A 14,770-nucleotide genomic window follows, 5' to 3' on the forward strand; every position below is an offset into this window, starting at 1 on the left:
GCTATCCGTTGCTTACCGGTTCCGGGTGTCCGCTGCGGTGTCGAGGAGTCCGGTGTCGGCGATGCGGTCGCGCAGGGGGCGGCGGCGCAGGGCGTCGAGGACGGCGTACAGCTCGTCGGCGAGCGGCACCGGCAGTTCGGTGTCGAGGTGGCGTACGGCGGCGGTGGTGGCGGCCCATTCGGTTTCGACGGCGGGCAGCAGGGCGCGGGCGCGGTCGGTGAGGGTGACGATGCGGTGGCGGGCGTCGGTGCCGGGGCGCAGGTCGACGAGGCCGGCGCGGCGCATCTGGGCGACGGTCTGGCTGGCGGCGGAGTGGGTGACGCCGACGCGGGCGGCGAGGTCGCGGATGGGCAGCGGGCCGTCGGCGACGAGCGCGCGCACGACTGGTGAGTAGCGGGGCCGGTAGTCGGTGAGGCCGAGCCGGTCGTGGACGGCGGCGACGTCACCGTCGAGGACGTCCAGGACGTGGCGTAGCAGGGTGCCGAGGGCGTCGCGGTCGGGGGCGGTCACGTCCACTAATGTAACAGCGCTGTTGTATCTGACTCGGGGAGGCCACTGATGTATCCACCGATCGAGCCGTACGCGCACGGCATGTTGGACGCCGGGGACGGGCAGCACGTGTACTGGGAGACGTGCGGCAACCCGGACGGGCGGCCGGCGCTCGTGGTGCACGGCGGGCCCGGCTCCGGGGCGGGCGCGTCCTGGCGGCGGCTGTTCGACCCGGCCGCCTACCGGATCGTGCTGTTCGACCAGCGTGGCTGCGGGCGCAGCACTCCCCCGGCGTCGGATCCGGCCACCGACCTGTCGGTGAACACCACCGCGCATCTGCTGGCCGACATGGAGGCGCTGCGCGCGCATCTGGGGATCGACAGGTGGCTGCTGTGCGGCGCGTCGTGGGGGTCGTCCCTTGCCCTGGCGTACGCGCAGCGGCACCCGGATCGGGTCAGCGCGCTGGTGCTGTTCAGCGTGGTCGCCAACACCAGCCGCGAGATCGAGTGGGTGACCCGGGACATGGGCCGGGTGTTCCCGCAGGAGTGGGCGCGGTTCCGCGACGGCGTGCCCGAGGCCGACCGCGACGGTGACCTGTCCGCCGCGTACGCCCGGCTGGTCGCCGACCCGGACCCGGCGGTGCGGGACCGGGCGGCGCGGGACTGGTGCGACTGGGAGGACGTGCACGTGTCCCTGGCGGGCGGGTACGCGCCGAGTCCCCGGTTCGCCGATCCGGTGTTCCGGTACGGGTTCGCCCGGCTGGTGACGCACTACTTCGCGAACCGGGGTTTCCAGCCGGACGGGCAGCTGCTGCGCGACGCGGGCCGCCTGGCCGGTATCCCGGGGGTGCTGGTGCAGGGGCGGCTGGACGTCAGCGGCCCGCCGGACATCGCGTGGCAGTTGACCCGGGACTGGCCGGACGCGCGGCTGGAGATCGTGGAGTCCGGCGGCCACGGCGGCGGGCAGGGTATCGGCGAGCGGGTGGTCGCCGCCCTGGACTCCTTCGCCGCCGCCGGCTGAGCGGTCAGGCGGCCGCTACCGGCCCGAGGAGCCCACGCCGCCGCGCACGGCGCGCCGGCTGCCGGACCCGCCGCGAAAGGCCGGGCGACCGCTCAGCCGGCGAGCAGGGCGCGGATCGGGGCGGCCTTGGCGGCGGCCTCGGCGACCTCGGCGGCCGGGTCGCTGTCCCAGGTGATGCCGCCGCCGGCCCACAGGTGCAGCAGGTCACCGTCGGCGGCGGCGGTGCGGATGGTCAGGCCCAGGTCGAGGCGGTCGGGGCCGACCCAGCCGAGCGCGCCCATGCTCGCGCCGCGTCCGACGGGCTCGAGCGCGGCGATGCGGGCCAGGGCAGCGTGTTTGGGTGCGCCGGTGACCGACCCGCCGGGGCACACGGCGCGCAGCAGGTCGGCCAGGCCCAGGCCGTCGGCGGGCGCCGCCGACACCGTGGACTCCGCCTGCCACAGGTCACACCAGCGGCGTACGGCGAACAGCTCGTCGACGCGCACCGAGCCGGTACGGGCCACCCGGGCCAGGTCGTTGCGTTCCAGGTCGACGATCATGACGTGCTCGGCGCGTTCCTTGGCCGAGGCGAGCAGGTCGCGGCGTCCGGCGGCGGTGGCCGGGCGGGTGCCCTTGATCGGGCGGGTGACCAGCCGGCCGTGCTCGACGGCGATGAGGGTTTCCGGGGAGGCGCAGCCGAGCGCCCAGCCGGGGCCGTGCAGGGTGCCGCCGTAGCGGGCGCCGGGCAGCGCGGCGAGACGGGTGAGAGCGGGCAGCGGGTCTCCGGTGTAGGCGGCGGCGGCGTGGCCGACGACGTTGACCTGGTAGACGTCGCCGCGGGCGATGGCGGCGCGGACCGCGCCGACGGCGTCGGCGTGCGCGGCCGGGGTCCAGCTGTCGCGCCAGGGCCCGAGCCGCCACGGGGTGGGCGGCCGGGGCGCCGCCTGACGGTCGGTGTGGTGGTAGACGACCACGACCAGGTCGGGCAGCGCCGGCGCGGGACTCGGCGCGCCGGGCGACACGCCGATGGCGTACGCGCCGGCGGCGGCGGACAGGTACAGCGCGGCACCGCACACCGCGGCGTCCGGGTCGTGGCGACCGGGCCGGGCGAGGTCGTCGCGGTCGACGCCGTGCGCGGCGAGGAAGCGTTGCGCCAGGTCGGCGGGGTCGCCGCCGTCGCCGATCGACCAGTGCAGCCGGGCGGTCTCGACGAGCCGCCGGCGACATCCGGGCGGCGCGCCGGGAGCATCGACCTCCACCAGTGGGAGCGCTTCCACGACGTCCGGGCGGTTACGGGTCATCCGTTCAGCCCATTCTGGGTGAACAAGACGCATCCTTGCTCGTTGCCGCTCAGTTTTCCTTGGTACTGTGCGTCACTGGTCATGTGAACCATGACACAGTGCCCCCACAGTCCGGAGAACCCGATGTGTCAGCACCAGCCCACCTGCCCCTCCGCCGACGCGACCGACCGAGAGGCCGCCCGCGTTCTCGCCTGCTTCCCTGAGCAGGGCTGGAGCCTGCTCTGCAACGGTGTCATCGTCTTCGAGGACACCGGTGAGCTGCTCCCCGACGGGCGCACCATCGCCCCCCACCGGGGTCCGGCCCGCCACGCCCTCGTCGCCTGAGCGATCACGCAGCGTCAGTGAGCGTACGCGCCGGTCACGACCGTCCGGCGCGCCGGCCGGGGCGGCGAGAGCCCACCGCCCCGGCGTCCGCCGCTCAGTCCTCGAACGCCTCCGGCGCGGGACACGAGCAGACCAGGTTCCGGTCGCCGTACGCGCCGTCGACGCGCCGCACCGGAGGCCAGTACCGGCCCGCCCGGTCCACCCCCGCCGGGTAGGCGCCCACCGACCGCGGGTACGGGTGCGGCCACTCGTCTGCCGACACCATCGCCGCCGTGTGCGGCGCGTTGGACAGCGGGTTGTCCCCCGCCGGCCACTCCCCCGAGCCGACCCTGTCGATCTCCGCCCGGATCGCGATCATCGCGTCGCAGAAGCGGTCCAGCTCGGCCAGGTCCTCACTCTCCGTCGGCTCCACCATCAGCGTCCCGGCCACCGGGAACGACATCGTCGGCGCGTGGAAGCCGTAGTCGATCAGCCGCTTCGCCACGTCGTCGACGCTCACGCCGGTGGCCTTGGTCAGCGGACGCAGGTCCAGGATGCACTCGTGCGCGACGAGGCCCTTGTTGCCGGCGTACAGCACCGGGAAGTGGTTGCGCAGCCGCGCCGCCACGTAGTTCGCCGCCAGGACCGCCACGCCGGTGGCGCGGGCCAGGCCGTCGGCGCCCATCATCCGCAGATACGCCCACGGGATCGGCAGGATCCCCGCCGACCCGTGGTTCGCCGCCGAGATCGCCGGCCGCCCGTCGGCGCGCGCGCCGAGCGGGTCACCGGGCAGGAACGGCGCCAGGTGCGACCGCACCGCCACCGGCCCGACCCCGGGGCCGCCGCCGCCGTGCGGAATGCAGAACGTCTTGTGCAGGTTCAGGTGCGACACGTCCGCCCCGAACCGGCCCGGCTTGGCGAACCCGACCAGCGCGTTGAGGTTCGCGCCGTCGACGTACACCTGCCCGCCCGCGTCGTGGACCTTCGCGCACAGCTGGGCGATGCCGGTCTCGTACACGCCGTGCGTCGACGGGTACGTCACCATGATCGCGGCGAGCGCGTCCCGGTGCTTGTCGATCTTCGCGTCGAGGTCGACCAGGTCGACGTTGCCGTCGGCGTCGCAGCCGACCACCACGACCCGCATGCCGGCCATCACCGCCGACGCGGCGTTGGTGCCGTGCGCCGACGACGGGATCAGGCACACGTCGCGGTGCCCCTCGCCGCGCTCCCGGTGGTAGCCGCGGATCGCCAGCAGCCCGGCCAGCTCACCCTGCGACCCGGCGTTCGGCTGCACGCTGACCGCGTCGTAGCCGGTGACCTCGGCCAGCCAGCCCTCCAGCTGCGCGATCAGCTCCCGGTACCCGGCGGTCTGCGTGTCCGGCGCGAACGGGTGCAGGTGCGCGAACTCCGGCCAGGTGATCGGTTCCATCTCGGTGGTCGCGTTGAGCTTCATCGTGCACGACCCCAGCGGGATCATGCCCCGGTCCAGCGCGTAGTCGAAGTCGGCCAGGCGGCGCAGGTAACGCAGCATCGCCGTCTCCGAGTGGTGGCTGCGGAACACCGGGTGGGTGAGGAAGCCCGACGTGCGGGCCAGCCCGTCCGGCAGCGCCGTCACGGTGTCGCCGTCGAACCCGTCGACGCCGAACGCCGCCCACACCGCCTCAAGGTGCGCGGGCGTGGTGGTCTCGTCGCACGACACGCCGACCCGGTCGGCGTCGACCAGCCGCAGGTTCACGTTGCGCTCGGCCGCGGCGGCCACCACGTCGGCGGCCCGGCCCGGCACGATCGCGGTGACGGTGTCGAAGAACGGCACGTCGGCCACGTCGACGCCGCCGGCCCGCAGCCCGGCCGCGAGCCGCGCCGCCGCCTCGTGGGTACGCCGGGCGATCGCGCGCAGCCCGTCCGGGCCGTGGTAGACGGCGTACATGCCGGCCATCACCGCGAGGAGCACCTGCGCGGTGCAGATGTTGCTGGTCGCCTTCTCCCGGCGGATGTGCTGCTCGCGGGTCTGCAACGCCAGCCGGTACGCCGGGTTTCCGTCGGCGTCGCGGGACACCCCCACCAGGCGGCCCGGCAGCATCCGCTCCAGGCCCGAACGCACCGCCAGGTAGCCGGCGTGCGGCCCGCCGAAGCCCATCGGCACACCGAACCGCTGGGTGGTGCCGGCGGCGATGTCGGCGCCGATCTCGCCCGGCGGGCGCAGCAGCGTCAACGCCAGCAGGTCCGCCGCGACAGCCACCAGCGCGCCCACGCCGTGCGCCGCCTCGACCAGCGCCCGGTGATCCCGGACCGCGCCGGAGGCGCCCGGGTACTGCAGGTGCAGGCCGAAGAACTCCGCCGGCAACTCGTCGCGCTCCACGTCGATCACGCGCACCTCGATGCCGAGCGGCTCGGCGCGGCTGGCGATCACCGCGACGGTCTGCGGCAGCGCGTCGGCGTCGACCACGTACACCGGGCTCTTGCTCTTGGACGCGCGGCGCGCGAGCGTCATCGCCTCGGCCGCGGCGGTGCCCTCGTCGAGCATGGAGGCGTTCGCCGTGGCCAGACCGGTCAGGTCGGTGACCATGGTCTGGAAGTTCAGCAGCGCCTCCAGCCGGCCCTGGCTGATCTCCGGCTGGTACGGCGTGTACGCGGTGTACCAGGCCGGGTTCTCCAGCACGTTGCGGCGGATCACCGCCGGGGTGTGCGTGCCGTGGTACCCCAGGCCGATCATGGACACGGCGACGGTGTTGCGGGCGGCCAGGGCGCGCAGCTCGGCGATCGCCTCCCGCTCGCTCGCCGGAGCCGGCAGGTCCAGGGTGCCGTGCCAGCGGATCACCTCGGGGATCGCCGCGTCCATCAGCTCGTCGACGGAGCCGTAACCGACGGTCTCCAGCATCCGGCGTTCGTCGTCGCGGCCGGGACCGATGTGCCGGTCGGCGAACTGCTCTGCGGTCATGCGCTGCGCTCCTTGGTGGGGCGAGGTCGACGGGTCGGCCTCCCCCTGAGTCGCGCTGACGCGCTCCACAGCGCCTGCCCACGTGGTCCTTTTGCCTGAGAGGTTCCGGGGAGAATCTGCCCCTTCGGCGCCGTCGGATCGACGGTCTCTCCCACGTGGGTGGTACCGGCACCTTCCACGCTACCAGCGGGCGTGTTTCCGGCTCATGTCCCGGGGGATGATCACACCGCCGCCGGGGCCGCCACCAGCCGGTCGGCCAGCGCGCACAGCGTGGCGCCCAGCGGCGCGTCCAGGCGCAGCGCCGCGTACCCGTCGCCACGGGTGACACCCTGGTTGACGATCGCCACCGGGATGCCGTGGCGGGCCGCCCGCAGCACGAACCGCCGCCCCGACATCACCGTCAACGACGACCCGAGCACCAGCAGCGCCCGGGCCCGCTCGACCAGGGCGAAACAGTCGGCGACCCGGGGCGCGGGCACCGTCTCACCGAAGAACACCACGTCCGGTTTCAGCATGCCCGTGCCGCAGAGCGCGCAGCCGACAGTGCGGAACCCGGTCACCGCCTCGTCGGGCAGATCCACGTCACCGTCGGGGTTGACACGCGCCACCCGGGCGTCGAAACCCGGGTTCGCCTCCGACAGCCGCCGGTGCAGCTCGTCGCGGCCGGTGGCGTTGCCGCAGTCCAGGCACGTCACCTCGTCGAGGCGGCCGTGCAACTCGATCACCCCGGCCGCGCCGGCCGCCGTGTGCAGCCCGTCGACGTTCTGGGTGATGATCCCCCCGAGCAGCCCGGCCGCCTGCAACCGGGCCACCGCCCGGTGCCCGTCGTTCGGCGCCGCCCGCGCGATCATCTGCCAGCCCAGGTGGCTACGCGCCCAGTACCGCCGCCGCGCCAGCGGATCCCGGGTGAACTCCTGGTACGTCATCGGGGTGTGCCGCCGGGCCGCGCCGCTGGGCCCCCGGTAGTCCGGGATGCCCGACTCGGTGGACAGGCCCGCGCCGCTGAGCACCACCACACCACCGGCGGCCACCAGCCGCGTCAACTCCTCGAACGCCTCACTCACCCGTCCATGCTCCCTCGCCGGCACGGTGATCGGCGAGGCCGGTCACCCGGCGGGGTACGCCCGGGCGGGCTAGGTTGACCATATGCGCGTCGTCATCGCCGGAGGCCACGGAAAGATCGCCAAACTGCTGGAGCGGGAACTGGCCGGACGCGGCGACACCGCGGTCGGACTCATCCGCAACCCCGACCACGCCGCCGCGCTGCGCGCAGCCGGTGCCGAACCCGTCGTCTGCGACCTGGAACACACCGACGTCGGCACCCTCGCCGCGCACCTGCACGGCGCCGACGCGGTCGTGTTCGCCGCCGGCGCCGGACCCGGCAGCGGCGCCGACCGCAAGGACACCGTCGACCACGGGGCCGCCGTGCTGCTCGCCGACGCCGCCGTCCAGGCCGGGGTACGCCGCTACCTGCTGGTCTCCTCCATGGGCGTGGACGCCGCCCCCGCCGACGGCACCGACGACGTGTGGGCGGCGTACCTGCGGGCCAAGAAGGCCGCCGAGGACGACGTCACCACGCGGGACCTCGACGTGACGGTGCTGCGGCCCGGCCGCCTCACCGACGACGAACCCGAAGGCCGCATCACCCTGGCCCGGCACGTCGAACCCGGCGCGATCAGCCGCGCCGACGTGGCCCGGGTGCTGCTCGCCCTGCTGTACGCCCCGGCCACCGCCGGGCACACCCTGGAACTGGTCGGCGGGGACAGCCCCATCGCCGAGGCGATCGCCGCCGTCTGACCCGCCGGCACGTCCCGGCCCGCCGGGACAGGCGGGCCGGGACAGGCGCTCAACGCTGGTGACGCGACAACGCCGGCTGCGGCACGCCCCCACCGCCCTGCGGCAACTCCCGGGCGATCCGCTCCATCGTGCGCGCCAGCTGCTCACTGCCGTCGTCGAGGTGCCGCGCCGCCGCCTGCATGTGCGAGATCATCATCTCGCCGAAGATCCGCAGCGCCTCCCGCGCCGCCACCGAGTCGTCGAAGCCGCTCCCGGCCGCGCTGCGGTACTCCGCCACCGCCCGCTCGGCCTCCCGCTTCGCCTCCTCCGCCGCCGCCCGCATGTAACTCTCGTACTGGGTACGGGCGTACTCGGCGACCCGGCGCGCGTAGTCGTGGGCCTGCGCGATGATCTGCTCGGCCTCCCGCTGCGCCGCCGACAACAGGTTGACCTCCTTCGCCGCCGGCGCCACCGCCGCCTCGGCGCTCGGGATCACCCCGTGCCGGTGCAGCTCCAGATGGTCGTTGAGCCGCTCGTTCTCCGCCCGCAGGTTCGCCACCTGCGCCGCCAGCAGATCCAGCTCGTCGGCCACCTGCAACCGGAACCGGTCCACATCGGTCTGGTCGTAACCGCGCCGGGTGAACGCCGCCGACCCGAACTCCCACCGCCGGACCCGGTCGGCGGTCAACCGCACCTGCACCGGACCGGACACCTGCTGCGCGTCGTAACCACTGATCGGGCCCGCGCTCACCGGCTCACCTCCGTTGTTCCCGGCCCGTCGGCGCCGGTCATCGTCCGCCACGCCGGGCCGTACCAGTGCTTGCCGTAACCCTCGTGATGCACCTGGCCCGGCTCGTAACCGGCAGCGGCGAACGCCGCCACCGAATGACCCACCATCTCGTCGGACCCGCACACGTACACATGCCGCGACCGCCAGTCCCCGTCGGCCAGCGCCCGGTCGGCGATCCGCACCGGCTCCCCCGGCCGCCCCGGCTCCGCCCCGGCCACGTACGACACCCGCAGCCACGGATGCGTCGCCGCCAACTTGTCGATCGCCTCGCTGTCGTAGAACTCCGTCCGCGAACGGGCACCCACATACAGGTCCACCCGCCGCCCCGAACCCTCCGCCGCGACCTGCTCCACCAGCGCCTTCACCGGCGCCCAGCCGGTGCCACCGGCCAGCAGCAGCAGATCCGACGACCCGGCCTGCCACAACGTCAACCGGTCCCCCACCGGCGACGCCAGATGGATCTGGTCACCGGCCGCGCACCCGTACACCAGCCGCGACGACACCACACCACCCGGCGCGGCCCGCACATGCAGCTCCACAGTGCCGTCCGGACGCGGCGCGTTCGCCGGCGAGTAGTACCGCCACGACCGCACCGCAGGATGCGACACCCCGATCGACTGGCCCGGCCGGAACGGCAACAGATACTGCGGACGCACCGTCAGCACCGCCACGTCGAACGTGCGCTGCTCGTGGGTCAGCACCTCCGCCACCCACCACGGCGGCGACTGCGACTCCGCGGCCTGCGCGCCCTCCGTCATCACCTGCGCGACCAGCCCGTACGCCGCGGTCCAGTCGGCGGCCAGTTCCTCGGTCCACGCCTCACCGCAGAAGTGCCGCAACGTCGCCAGCAGCGCCTCACCGACGGCCGGGTAGTGCTCGGCGCGCACCGCGAACTTCCGGTGATCCGCGCCGAGGTCCCGCAGGAACCCGACCAGCCGGTCCACCTGATCCACGTGGGACACCACATGCCCCAACGCCGCCACCAGACGGTCCCGCTGCCCGGCCATGTTCGTCGGGAACATCTGCCGCGTCTCCGGATGCGACAGGAACAGCGTCGAATAGAAGTAGAGCGGCACCTGGTCGCCGTGCGCGGCGACCAGGGACCAGCTCTGCTTGAGCCGTGCGACGTCCACGCTCAGGCGTCTCCCGCCGACACGACCTGCTCCCGCACCTGCCCGAGCACGACCTGCACGTCGGCGATCACGTCCGCCGGCACGCCCAGCTCCACCAGCGTCGCGGTCAGGTGCTCACCGACCTTCGCGTAGTGCTCGCCCGTGATGTTCAACGGCTGGTGCGCCTCGTCCAGCCCGCGGCCCGCGTACTCGTTCGGGCCACCCAGCACCACCGCCAGCATCAACGCCAGGTGCCGCCGCTGCTCCACCATGTCCACGTCGGCGAAGTAGCCGGCCAGATCAGGATCGGCCAGCACCTTGTCGTAGAACAGCTCCACAGCGGCCTTCACCGCCGCCGCGCCACCGATGCGCTCGTAGTGGGAGATCGGGGTGGTCTCGCTCGTCACCGTCATGCTCGGTCCTTCCAGCAGGGGTCCGCGGTCAGCGCCGCGGCAGGGGTTCGCCGTCCGGCGCGGCGTCACACAGCGTTCCGCCGTGATCTCGACACGCCGACGACCGGAACGGACCATAGCGTGCCCGACGCGCCAGTTCACGCCCACCCTGTCCGGATCCCGAGAACTGTCAACTACGGACAGTCAACAACCGGGGCGAGGTCGATGAACAAAGAGCTACCAGGCGGCGACAGCAGGTGAACACGAACGACGTACCGTCCTTTTCGGACATCACGTGCGCAGCGGCAGTGACCTGCGGACATTCACGCACTACTCGAACCGCGCCGCACACACCCCGAAGGCCACCGGGAAGGAGCACACCCCGTCACCAAAACACGAATCGCGCCACACCCTTTTCGGGCGCGGCGCGATCCCGTCAACGAGACGCGACGCAGGTCACCCGGCCCGACGCCGGGCCCGCCGCGCCGCCAACTCGTCACCCACCGGCTCGGCCTCCGGCTCCGCCGCGGCCGCCGGCTCCTGCCCACCCACCGGCTCCGCCGGCAGATGCGACAACGAACCCTGGATCTCCTTGAACGCCCCACCGATAGCGATGCCGAACACCCCCTGGCCGCCCTGCAACAGGTCGACCACCTCCTCCGGAGACCGGCACTCGTACACGGTCGTCCCATCGGAGATCAACGTGATGCCCGCCAGATCGTCCACCCCACGCGACCGCAACGCCTCGATCGCCTTCCGGATGTTCTGCAACGACACCCCGGCGTCCAGCAGCCGCTTCACGACCTTCAACACCACCAGGTCGCGGAACGAGTACAACCGCGACGTCCCCGAACCCGAAGCGTCACGCACACTCGGCACCACAAGCGCCGTACGCGCCCAGTAGTCGAGCTGCCGGTAACTGATGCCCACCGCCGAACACGCGGTCACACCCCGATAACCGACCTCGCCGTCACCGGCCGGATCGGCCCCCACACCCGCCTGCTGCTGCTCCACACTCGGACCAGGATCCCGCGGCTCGTGCATCCGGACCAACCTCCCCGCGCCCGTGGCGGTGCCGCGCCGACTCCCCGTACGCGCACCACTCGACACGGCAACCCTAACGCCGCCCCCCGCACTTCACCCGCAGGAGACACCACGACACGCCGCGCCACCACCCGGCGACACCACGCACCGGCACGCCTCAACCCGCGAAGTCCTCCGGACGCACCTGATCCAGGAACTCCCGGAACTTCTCCACCTCGTCCTCCTGCTCGTCCGGGATCACGATCCCCGCCTCGCTGAGGACCTGCTCCGCACAACGAATCGGAGCACCCACCCGCAACGCCAACGCGATGGAGTCACTCGGCCGCGCCGACACCCGCACCCCGTCACCCAGAAGCAGATCCGCGTAGAACACGTTCTCCTTCAACTCGGTGATCTCCACCGCCCGCAACGGCGCCTGCAACGCCGCCAGCACATCCCGCAGCAGATCGTGCGTCAACGGCCGGGCCGGCTTGACCCCCTGCTGCTCATAGGCGATCGCCGTCGCCTCGACCGCGCCGATCCAGATCGGCAGATAGCGGTCCCCCTCGACCTCCCGCAGCAGGACGATCGGCTGGTTACTGGGCAGCTCCACCCGAACTCCGACCACGCTCAGCTCGCGCACCGCCGCCTCCGTGTCGTCGTCACCTTGCACCGCGCCCTTCCCTGCACGGTACACGGACCAGGACACGGGAGTCCCACGCGCTACGTGCACCACGCCTCGCCGGACGGGCATACCCCGGCAAGCCTACGACACGCGCCACCAAGCAGATCTTTCCGCGCCCACACGCGACGAAGGGCCGGACGCCGTAACGGCACCCGACCCTCCGCACCGACCTCACCGGCCCAACGTCGACCGCAACCCCACCCGCAGCAACGCCGCGTGCAACCGCTGCGACAACGCCACCAGCTCCCGCGCCGTCTCCGCCGCCCGAGCCCGCGCCGCCGGATCACTCTGCCGCGCCAACGGCGCCACCAACTGCGCGAACAAGCCGACCTCACGATCCGCCGCCGACCGGTACGCCCGCAGATGCCGCGGCTCCAACCCGTACGCCGCCAGACCCGCCACCGCACTCGCGATGATCAACGCATCCGCGTCGTACCACCCCGGCGGATCCGACACCAGCACACCCAGCCGCTCCAACTCCGCGAGCGTCGACTCGTCAACACCACTACGAGCGATCAGACCGGCCCGGTCCAGCCGCACCTCCGACGACTCGGCCGACTCCCCCGGCTCCCGGCCCGGAACCTCACCACCCGGACCCACAGCCACCAGGTTCGGCCGCCCCCGCCCCGGCGACGGGCCAGACCCGTCCCACCGGGCCAACTGCTCCCGGATCACCCGCAACGGCAGATACTGATCCCGCTGCGCGGTCAACACGAACCGCAACCGCGCCACATCGTCCCAGCCGTACTTCCGATAACCCGCCGGCGTCCGCTGCGGCTCCACCAGGCCCTCGGCCTCCAGGAACCGCAACTTCGAGATCGTGACGTCCGGAAACTCCGGCCGCAACTGCGCCAGCACCTCGCCGATACTCATCAGCGCAGGCGCCCGCGCCGCCCCGGACGGCGTCGAAGCCGCAGGCTCGTTCACCCCCGGCCGGCCTCCTCCGGACGCGGACCGGCGATGAACACCACCCGGAACTTACCGATCTGCACCTCGTCACCGTTACTCAACGTGGCCGCCTCGACCCGCTCACGATTCACGTACGTGCCGTTCAGGCTGCCCACATCCCGCACCGTGAACGTCCCACCGTCACGGTGGAACTCCGCGTGCCGCCGCGACACCGTCACGTCGTCCAGGAAGATGTCACTGTCCGGGTGCCGCCCACTCGTCGTCACATCGTGGTCCAACAGGAACCGGGCACCCGCATTCGGACCCCGGCGAACCACCAGCAACGCCATACCCGGCGGCAACGAACCGGACATCCGGCTCGGCACCACATCGGTGTCCGGCCCCTCCAGCACTTCGTCGAGCGAGCCGAGATTGAGCGTCGAAGTGACGTCGAGCGGGGGGAACTCGTCGTCTGGGCGCGTCATGGGACCACCTCACGGATCTGTTCGGTCGGCGTCAGGGAATGGCGGGTCTGGCCGCCGGGCAACACCACACCCGGCGGCTGGCTCCCCTTGCCCGGGAAGGCGCATTCCGCAACGCTCAAACTATTGGTTCTCGGTCGACTGGGCGAGCCTAGCCAGCGCCGAAATGCAGGGCAACCGGACGCGCGGAACCACGCCGCCGCCCGGAACAGCACGAACTCAGCTCTCGGTGAGCTCGCGGTACGCATCGGCGGTCAGCAAACCCTCGACCGCCGCCGGATCGTCCGGAGTGATCTCGACCAACCACCCCGCACCGTACGGATCCGTGTTGATCACCTCAGGGGTGTCGGCCAACGCCTCGTTGCGCGCCGACACCGTACCGCTCAGCGGCGCGTAGATCTCCGACACACTCTTCGTCGACTCGATCTCGCCCAGCGACTCACCCGCCGCCACCACCGCACCGGGCTCCGGCAGCTGCACGAACACGATGTCACCCAGGGCGTCCTGCGCGAAGTGCGTGATACCGACGCGGACGACACCACCGTCACCACCGACCACCCACTCGTGCTCGGCGGTGTACCGCAGATCCTCAGGAATCACCAGCTGCGTCCTTCGTCATCGGTGCACCGGAGAAACCGGCGCGGCCGCGACCGGTCACGAAACCGGCCGGGCGTGGTCCAGCTTGATCGGCGCGTGCAGCTGCGAAACCTCCACAACCTCACGATCCTCGGAGGTCACGTTACCGCCGCCGTCCCGCACCGATGCGACCACCCCGCCGGGAATGTTCAACGCCGTACGCATCGTCGCCGGATCACCGATCACCATGATCGTGAACGGACCCGTCAACCGACGCCCGTCCACCACCAGCGCACCATCGGGCCCGTCCACGAAATACGTCGACGCGATGACCCGCGCCGCCGTACCGTCCGCCCCCTGGATCTGCATCGCCTCCGCGCCCGCACCCCGCAACTCCTGCACCGCGTCCAGGATCCGCGTCGACGACACCGCCTTCGACGGCCCCGAGAACCGCACCTCAAGACCCGGGCCCACCGCCGGCAACGTACCCGCCAGGATGCCCAGCTCGTCCGCCCGCCGCGTCGCCTCCTCCAACGCCGCCTGCCGGCCCTGCTCACCCGAGCGCAACTGCCGCTGGCTCTCCTCCAGCAACTCGATCTCCTGGCGCAGCCGCCGCTCCCGCGAATCCAGATCCGACGAGATCCGCACCAGGTCCTCCTCCCGCGTCGCCGCGAGCGTCGGATCCGTCGACGTCGTCTTGAACTGCACCACCAGCGTGAAACCCAGCAACGCCAGCAGCACCGCGATCATCGCGCCCGCCGACGAGAACCGCCGGGCCACCGACGGCGCACCGGCCGCCGCACCCGGCTCCGGCTCGGACTCCGGCACCGCCTCCCGCTCCGCGGGCTCCGCCGCCTCGTCCGGCACCGGCTCCACCGGCGCCAACGGGCTCAACTCGTCCGGATCGGGCGCGTCCGGGCGCGGATCCGGCTCACCAGCCGGACCCGACGGCCGCGCCGGCTCCCCCGGCCGCGGCCACCCCGTCCCCGTCTCCCTGTGTTCCTCGCTCATCGCCA

Annotated in this window: 16 protein-coding genes and 1 riboswitch; of the genes, 3 read left to right on the forward strand and 13 right to left on the reverse strand. The window is 72.6% G+C overall.

Annotation, left to right across the window (positions count from 1 at the left end; genetic code table 11):
* Nucleotides 1-12: 12 nt before the first annotated feature.
* Nucleotides 13-510, reverse strand: coding sequence for a MarR family transcriptional regulator (locus tag ACGFIA_RS26090; RefSeq protein ID WP_357387427.1), 498 nt, complete (start codon nucleotides 508-510; stop codon nucleotides 13-15).
* A gap of 48 nt (nucleotides 511-558) precedes the next feature.
* On the opposite strand from ACGFIA_RS26090, the gene pip reads away from it, so the two are divergent.
* Entirely contained in the window at nucleotides 559-1,509 is a 951-nt protein-coding gene (pip, locus tag ACGFIA_RS26095) for a prolyl aminopeptidase (protein ID WP_357479081.1), read from the forward strand.
* A 92-nt stretch (nucleotides 1,510-1,601) separates the two neighbouring features.
* Here the strand turns inward: pip and ACGFIA_RS26100 are convergent, their stop codons facing one another.
* Entirely contained in the window at nucleotides 1,602-2,789 is a 1,188-nt protein-coding gene (locus ACGFIA_RS26100; RefSeq protein ID WP_393262585.1) for a chorismate-binding protein, read from the reverse strand.
* Nucleotides 2,790-2,912: 123 nt separating this feature from the next.
* On the opposite strand from ACGFIA_RS26100, the gene ACGFIA_RS26105 reads away from it, so the two are divergent.
* Nucleotides 2,913-3,113, forward strand: a complete 201-nt coding sequence (locus ACGFIA_RS26105; protein WP_013286363.1) for a DUF5999 family protein — start codon at nucleotides 2,913-2,915, stop codon at nucleotides 3,111-3,113.
* Nucleotides 3,114-3,207: 94 nt separating this feature from the next.
* Here the strand turns inward: ACGFIA_RS26105 and gcvP are convergent, their stop codons facing one another.
* Together gcvP and ACGFIA_RS26115 are read right to left on the reverse strand one after the other, a co-directional pair.
* Entirely contained in the window at nucleotides 3,208-6,030 is a 2,823-nt protein-coding gene (gene gcvP / locus ACGFIA_RS26110; protein WP_393262588.1) for an aminomethyl-transferring glycine dehydrogenase, read from the reverse strand.
* A gap of 73 nt (nucleotides 6,031-6,103) precedes the next feature.
* Nucleotides 6,104-6,194: riboswitch (glycine riboswitch) on the reverse strand.
* Nucleotides 6,195-6,251: 57 nt separating this feature from the next.
* The gene (locus ACGFIA_RS26115; RefSeq protein ID WP_357387435.1) at nucleotides 6,252-7,094 is read right to left on the reverse strand and encodes an NAD-dependent protein deacetylase; all 843 of its coding nucleotides are present in this window, start codon (nucleotides 7,092-7,094) and stop codon (nucleotides 6,252-6,254) included.
* Between the two features lie 82 nt (nucleotides 7,095-7,176).
* On the opposite strand from ACGFIA_RS26115, the gene ACGFIA_RS26120 reads away from it, so the two are divergent.
* Nucleotides 7,177-7,827 (forward strand): NAD(P)H-binding protein, encoded by a 651-nt coding sequence (locus tag ACGFIA_RS26120; protein ID WP_357387437.1) that lies wholly within the window; start codon nucleotides 7,177-7,179, stop codon nucleotides 7,825-7,827.
* A gap of 49 nt (nucleotides 7,828-7,876) precedes the next feature.
* Here ACGFIA_RS26120 and ACGFIA_RS26125 read toward each other — a convergent pair whose 3' ends face one another.
* The 9 genes from ACGFIA_RS26125 to ACGFIA_RS26165 all read right to left on the reverse strand — a co-directional run bounded on the left by ACGFIA_RS26125 (nucleotide 7,877) and on the right by ACGFIA_RS26165 (nucleotide 14,765).
* Nucleotides 7,877-8,557, reverse strand: a complete 681-nt coding sequence (locus ACGFIA_RS26125; RefSeq protein ID WP_357387439.1) for a DivIVA domain-containing protein — start codon at nucleotides 8,555-8,557, stop codon at nucleotides 7,877-7,879.
* Complete coding sequence (locus tag ACGFIA_RS26130; RefSeq protein WP_357387441.1) at nucleotides 8,554-9,729, reverse strand: globin domain-containing protein; 1,176 nt, start codon at nucleotides 9,727-9,729, stop codon at nucleotides 8,554-8,556. The genes ACGFIA_RS26125 and ACGFIA_RS26130 overlap by 4 nt, the downstream gene beginning before the upstream one ends.
* A 2-nt stretch (nucleotides 9,730-9,731) precedes the next feature.
* Nucleotides 9,732-10,121 carry a group 1 truncated hemoglobin gene (locus tag ACGFIA_RS26135; protein WP_194803355.1) on the reverse strand — a complete coding sequence of 130 codons (390 nt, stop codon included), beginning with the start codon at nucleotides 10,119-10,121 and terminating at the stop codon, nucleotides 9,732-9,734.
* Nucleotides 10,122-10,556: 435 nt separating this feature from the next.
* Complete coding sequence (locus ACGFIA_RS26140) at nucleotides 10,557-11,144, reverse strand: MerR family transcriptional regulator (protein ID WP_357387443.1); 588 nt, start codon at nucleotides 11,142-11,144, stop codon at nucleotides 10,557-10,559.
* 157 nt (nucleotides 11,145-11,301) lie between these two features.
* On the reverse strand, nucleotides 11,302-11,766 hold the full coding sequence (locus tag ACGFIA_RS26145; protein ID WP_091577612.1) for a bifunctional nuclease family protein: 465 nt from the start codon (nucleotides 11,764-11,766) through the stop codon (nucleotides 11,302-11,304).
* Between the two features lie 213 nt (nucleotides 11,767-11,979).
* The gene (locus tag ACGFIA_RS26150; protein WP_357387445.1) at nucleotides 11,980-12,681 is read right to left on the reverse strand and encodes a MerR family transcriptional regulator; all 702 of its coding nucleotides are present in this window, start codon (nucleotides 12,679-12,681) and stop codon (nucleotides 11,980-11,982) included.
* 50 nt (nucleotides 12,682-12,731) lie between these two features.
* Nucleotides 12,732-13,181, reverse strand: a complete 450-nt coding sequence (locus ACGFIA_RS26155) for an FHA domain-containing protein (RefSeq protein ID WP_046570336.1) — start codon at nucleotides 13,179-13,181, stop codon at nucleotides 12,732-12,734.
* A gap of 216 nt (nucleotides 13,182-13,397) precedes the next feature.
* Nucleotides 13,398-13,778: a glycine cleavage system protein GcvH gene (gcvH, locus tag ACGFIA_RS26160; protein ID WP_357387447.1), complete on the reverse strand. Its 381-nt coding sequence runs from the start codon at nucleotides 13,776-13,778 to the stop codon at nucleotides 13,398-13,400.
* 54 nt (nucleotides 13,779-13,832) lie between these two features.
* The gene (locus ACGFIA_RS26165; protein WP_357387449.1) at nucleotides 13,833-14,765 is read right to left on the reverse strand and encodes a DUF881 domain-containing protein; all 933 of its coding nucleotides are present in this window, start codon (nucleotides 14,763-14,765) and stop codon (nucleotides 13,833-13,835) included.
* Nucleotides 14,766-14,770 lie beyond the last annotated feature (5 nt).

The organism is Micromonospora sp. NPDC049203, assembly GCF_043197215.1.
Classification (GTDB): Bacteria; Actinomycetota; Actinomycetes; order Mycobacteriales; family Micromonosporaceae; genus Micromonospora.

What these genes read in the sequence shown, in the direction of transcription:
- pip (WP_357479081.1), top strand. Translation starts at nt 559, where the DNA reads ATGTATCCACCGATCGAGCCGTACGCGCACGGCATGTTGGACGCCGGG.
- ACGFIA_RS26100 (WP_393262585.1), bottom strand. Translation starts at nt 2,789, where the DNA reads ATGACCCGTAACCGCCCGGACGTCGTGGAAGCGCTCCCACTGGTGGAG.
- ACGFIA_RS26105 (WP_013286363.1), top strand. Translation starts at nt 2,913, where the DNA reads ATGTGTCAGCACCAGCCCACCTGCCCCTCCGCCGACGCGACCGACCGA.
- gcvP (WP_393262588.1), bottom strand. Translation starts at nt 6,030, where the DNA reads ATGACCGCAGAGCAGTTCGCCGACCGGCACATCGGTCCCGGCCGCGAC.
- ACGFIA_RS26120 (WP_357387437.1), top strand. Translation starts at nt 7,177, where the DNA reads ATGCGCGTCGTCATCGCCGGAGGCCACGGAAAGATCGCCAAACTGCTG.
- ACGFIA_RS26135 (WP_194803355.1), bottom strand. Translation starts at nt 10,121, where the DNA reads ATGACGGTGACGAGCGAGACCACCCCGATCTCCCACTACGAGCGCATC.
- ACGFIA_RS26140 (WP_357387443.1), bottom strand. Translation starts at nt 11,144, where the DNA reads ATGCACGAGCCGCGGGATCCTGGTCCGAGTGTGGAGCAGCAGCAGGCG.
- ACGFIA_RS26150 (WP_357387445.1), bottom strand. Translation starts at nt 12,681, where the DNA reads ATGAGTATCGGCGAGGTGCTGGCGCAGTTGCGGCCGGAGTTTCCGGAC.
- ACGFIA_RS26155 (WP_046570336.1), bottom strand. Translation starts at nt 13,181, where the DNA reads ATGACGCGCCCAGACGACGAGTTCCCCCCGCTCGACGTCACTTCGACG.
- ACGFIA_RS26165 (WP_357387449.1), bottom strand. Translation starts at nt 14,765, where the DNA reads ATGAGCGAGGAACACAGGGAGACGGGGACGGGGTGGCCGCGGCCGGGG.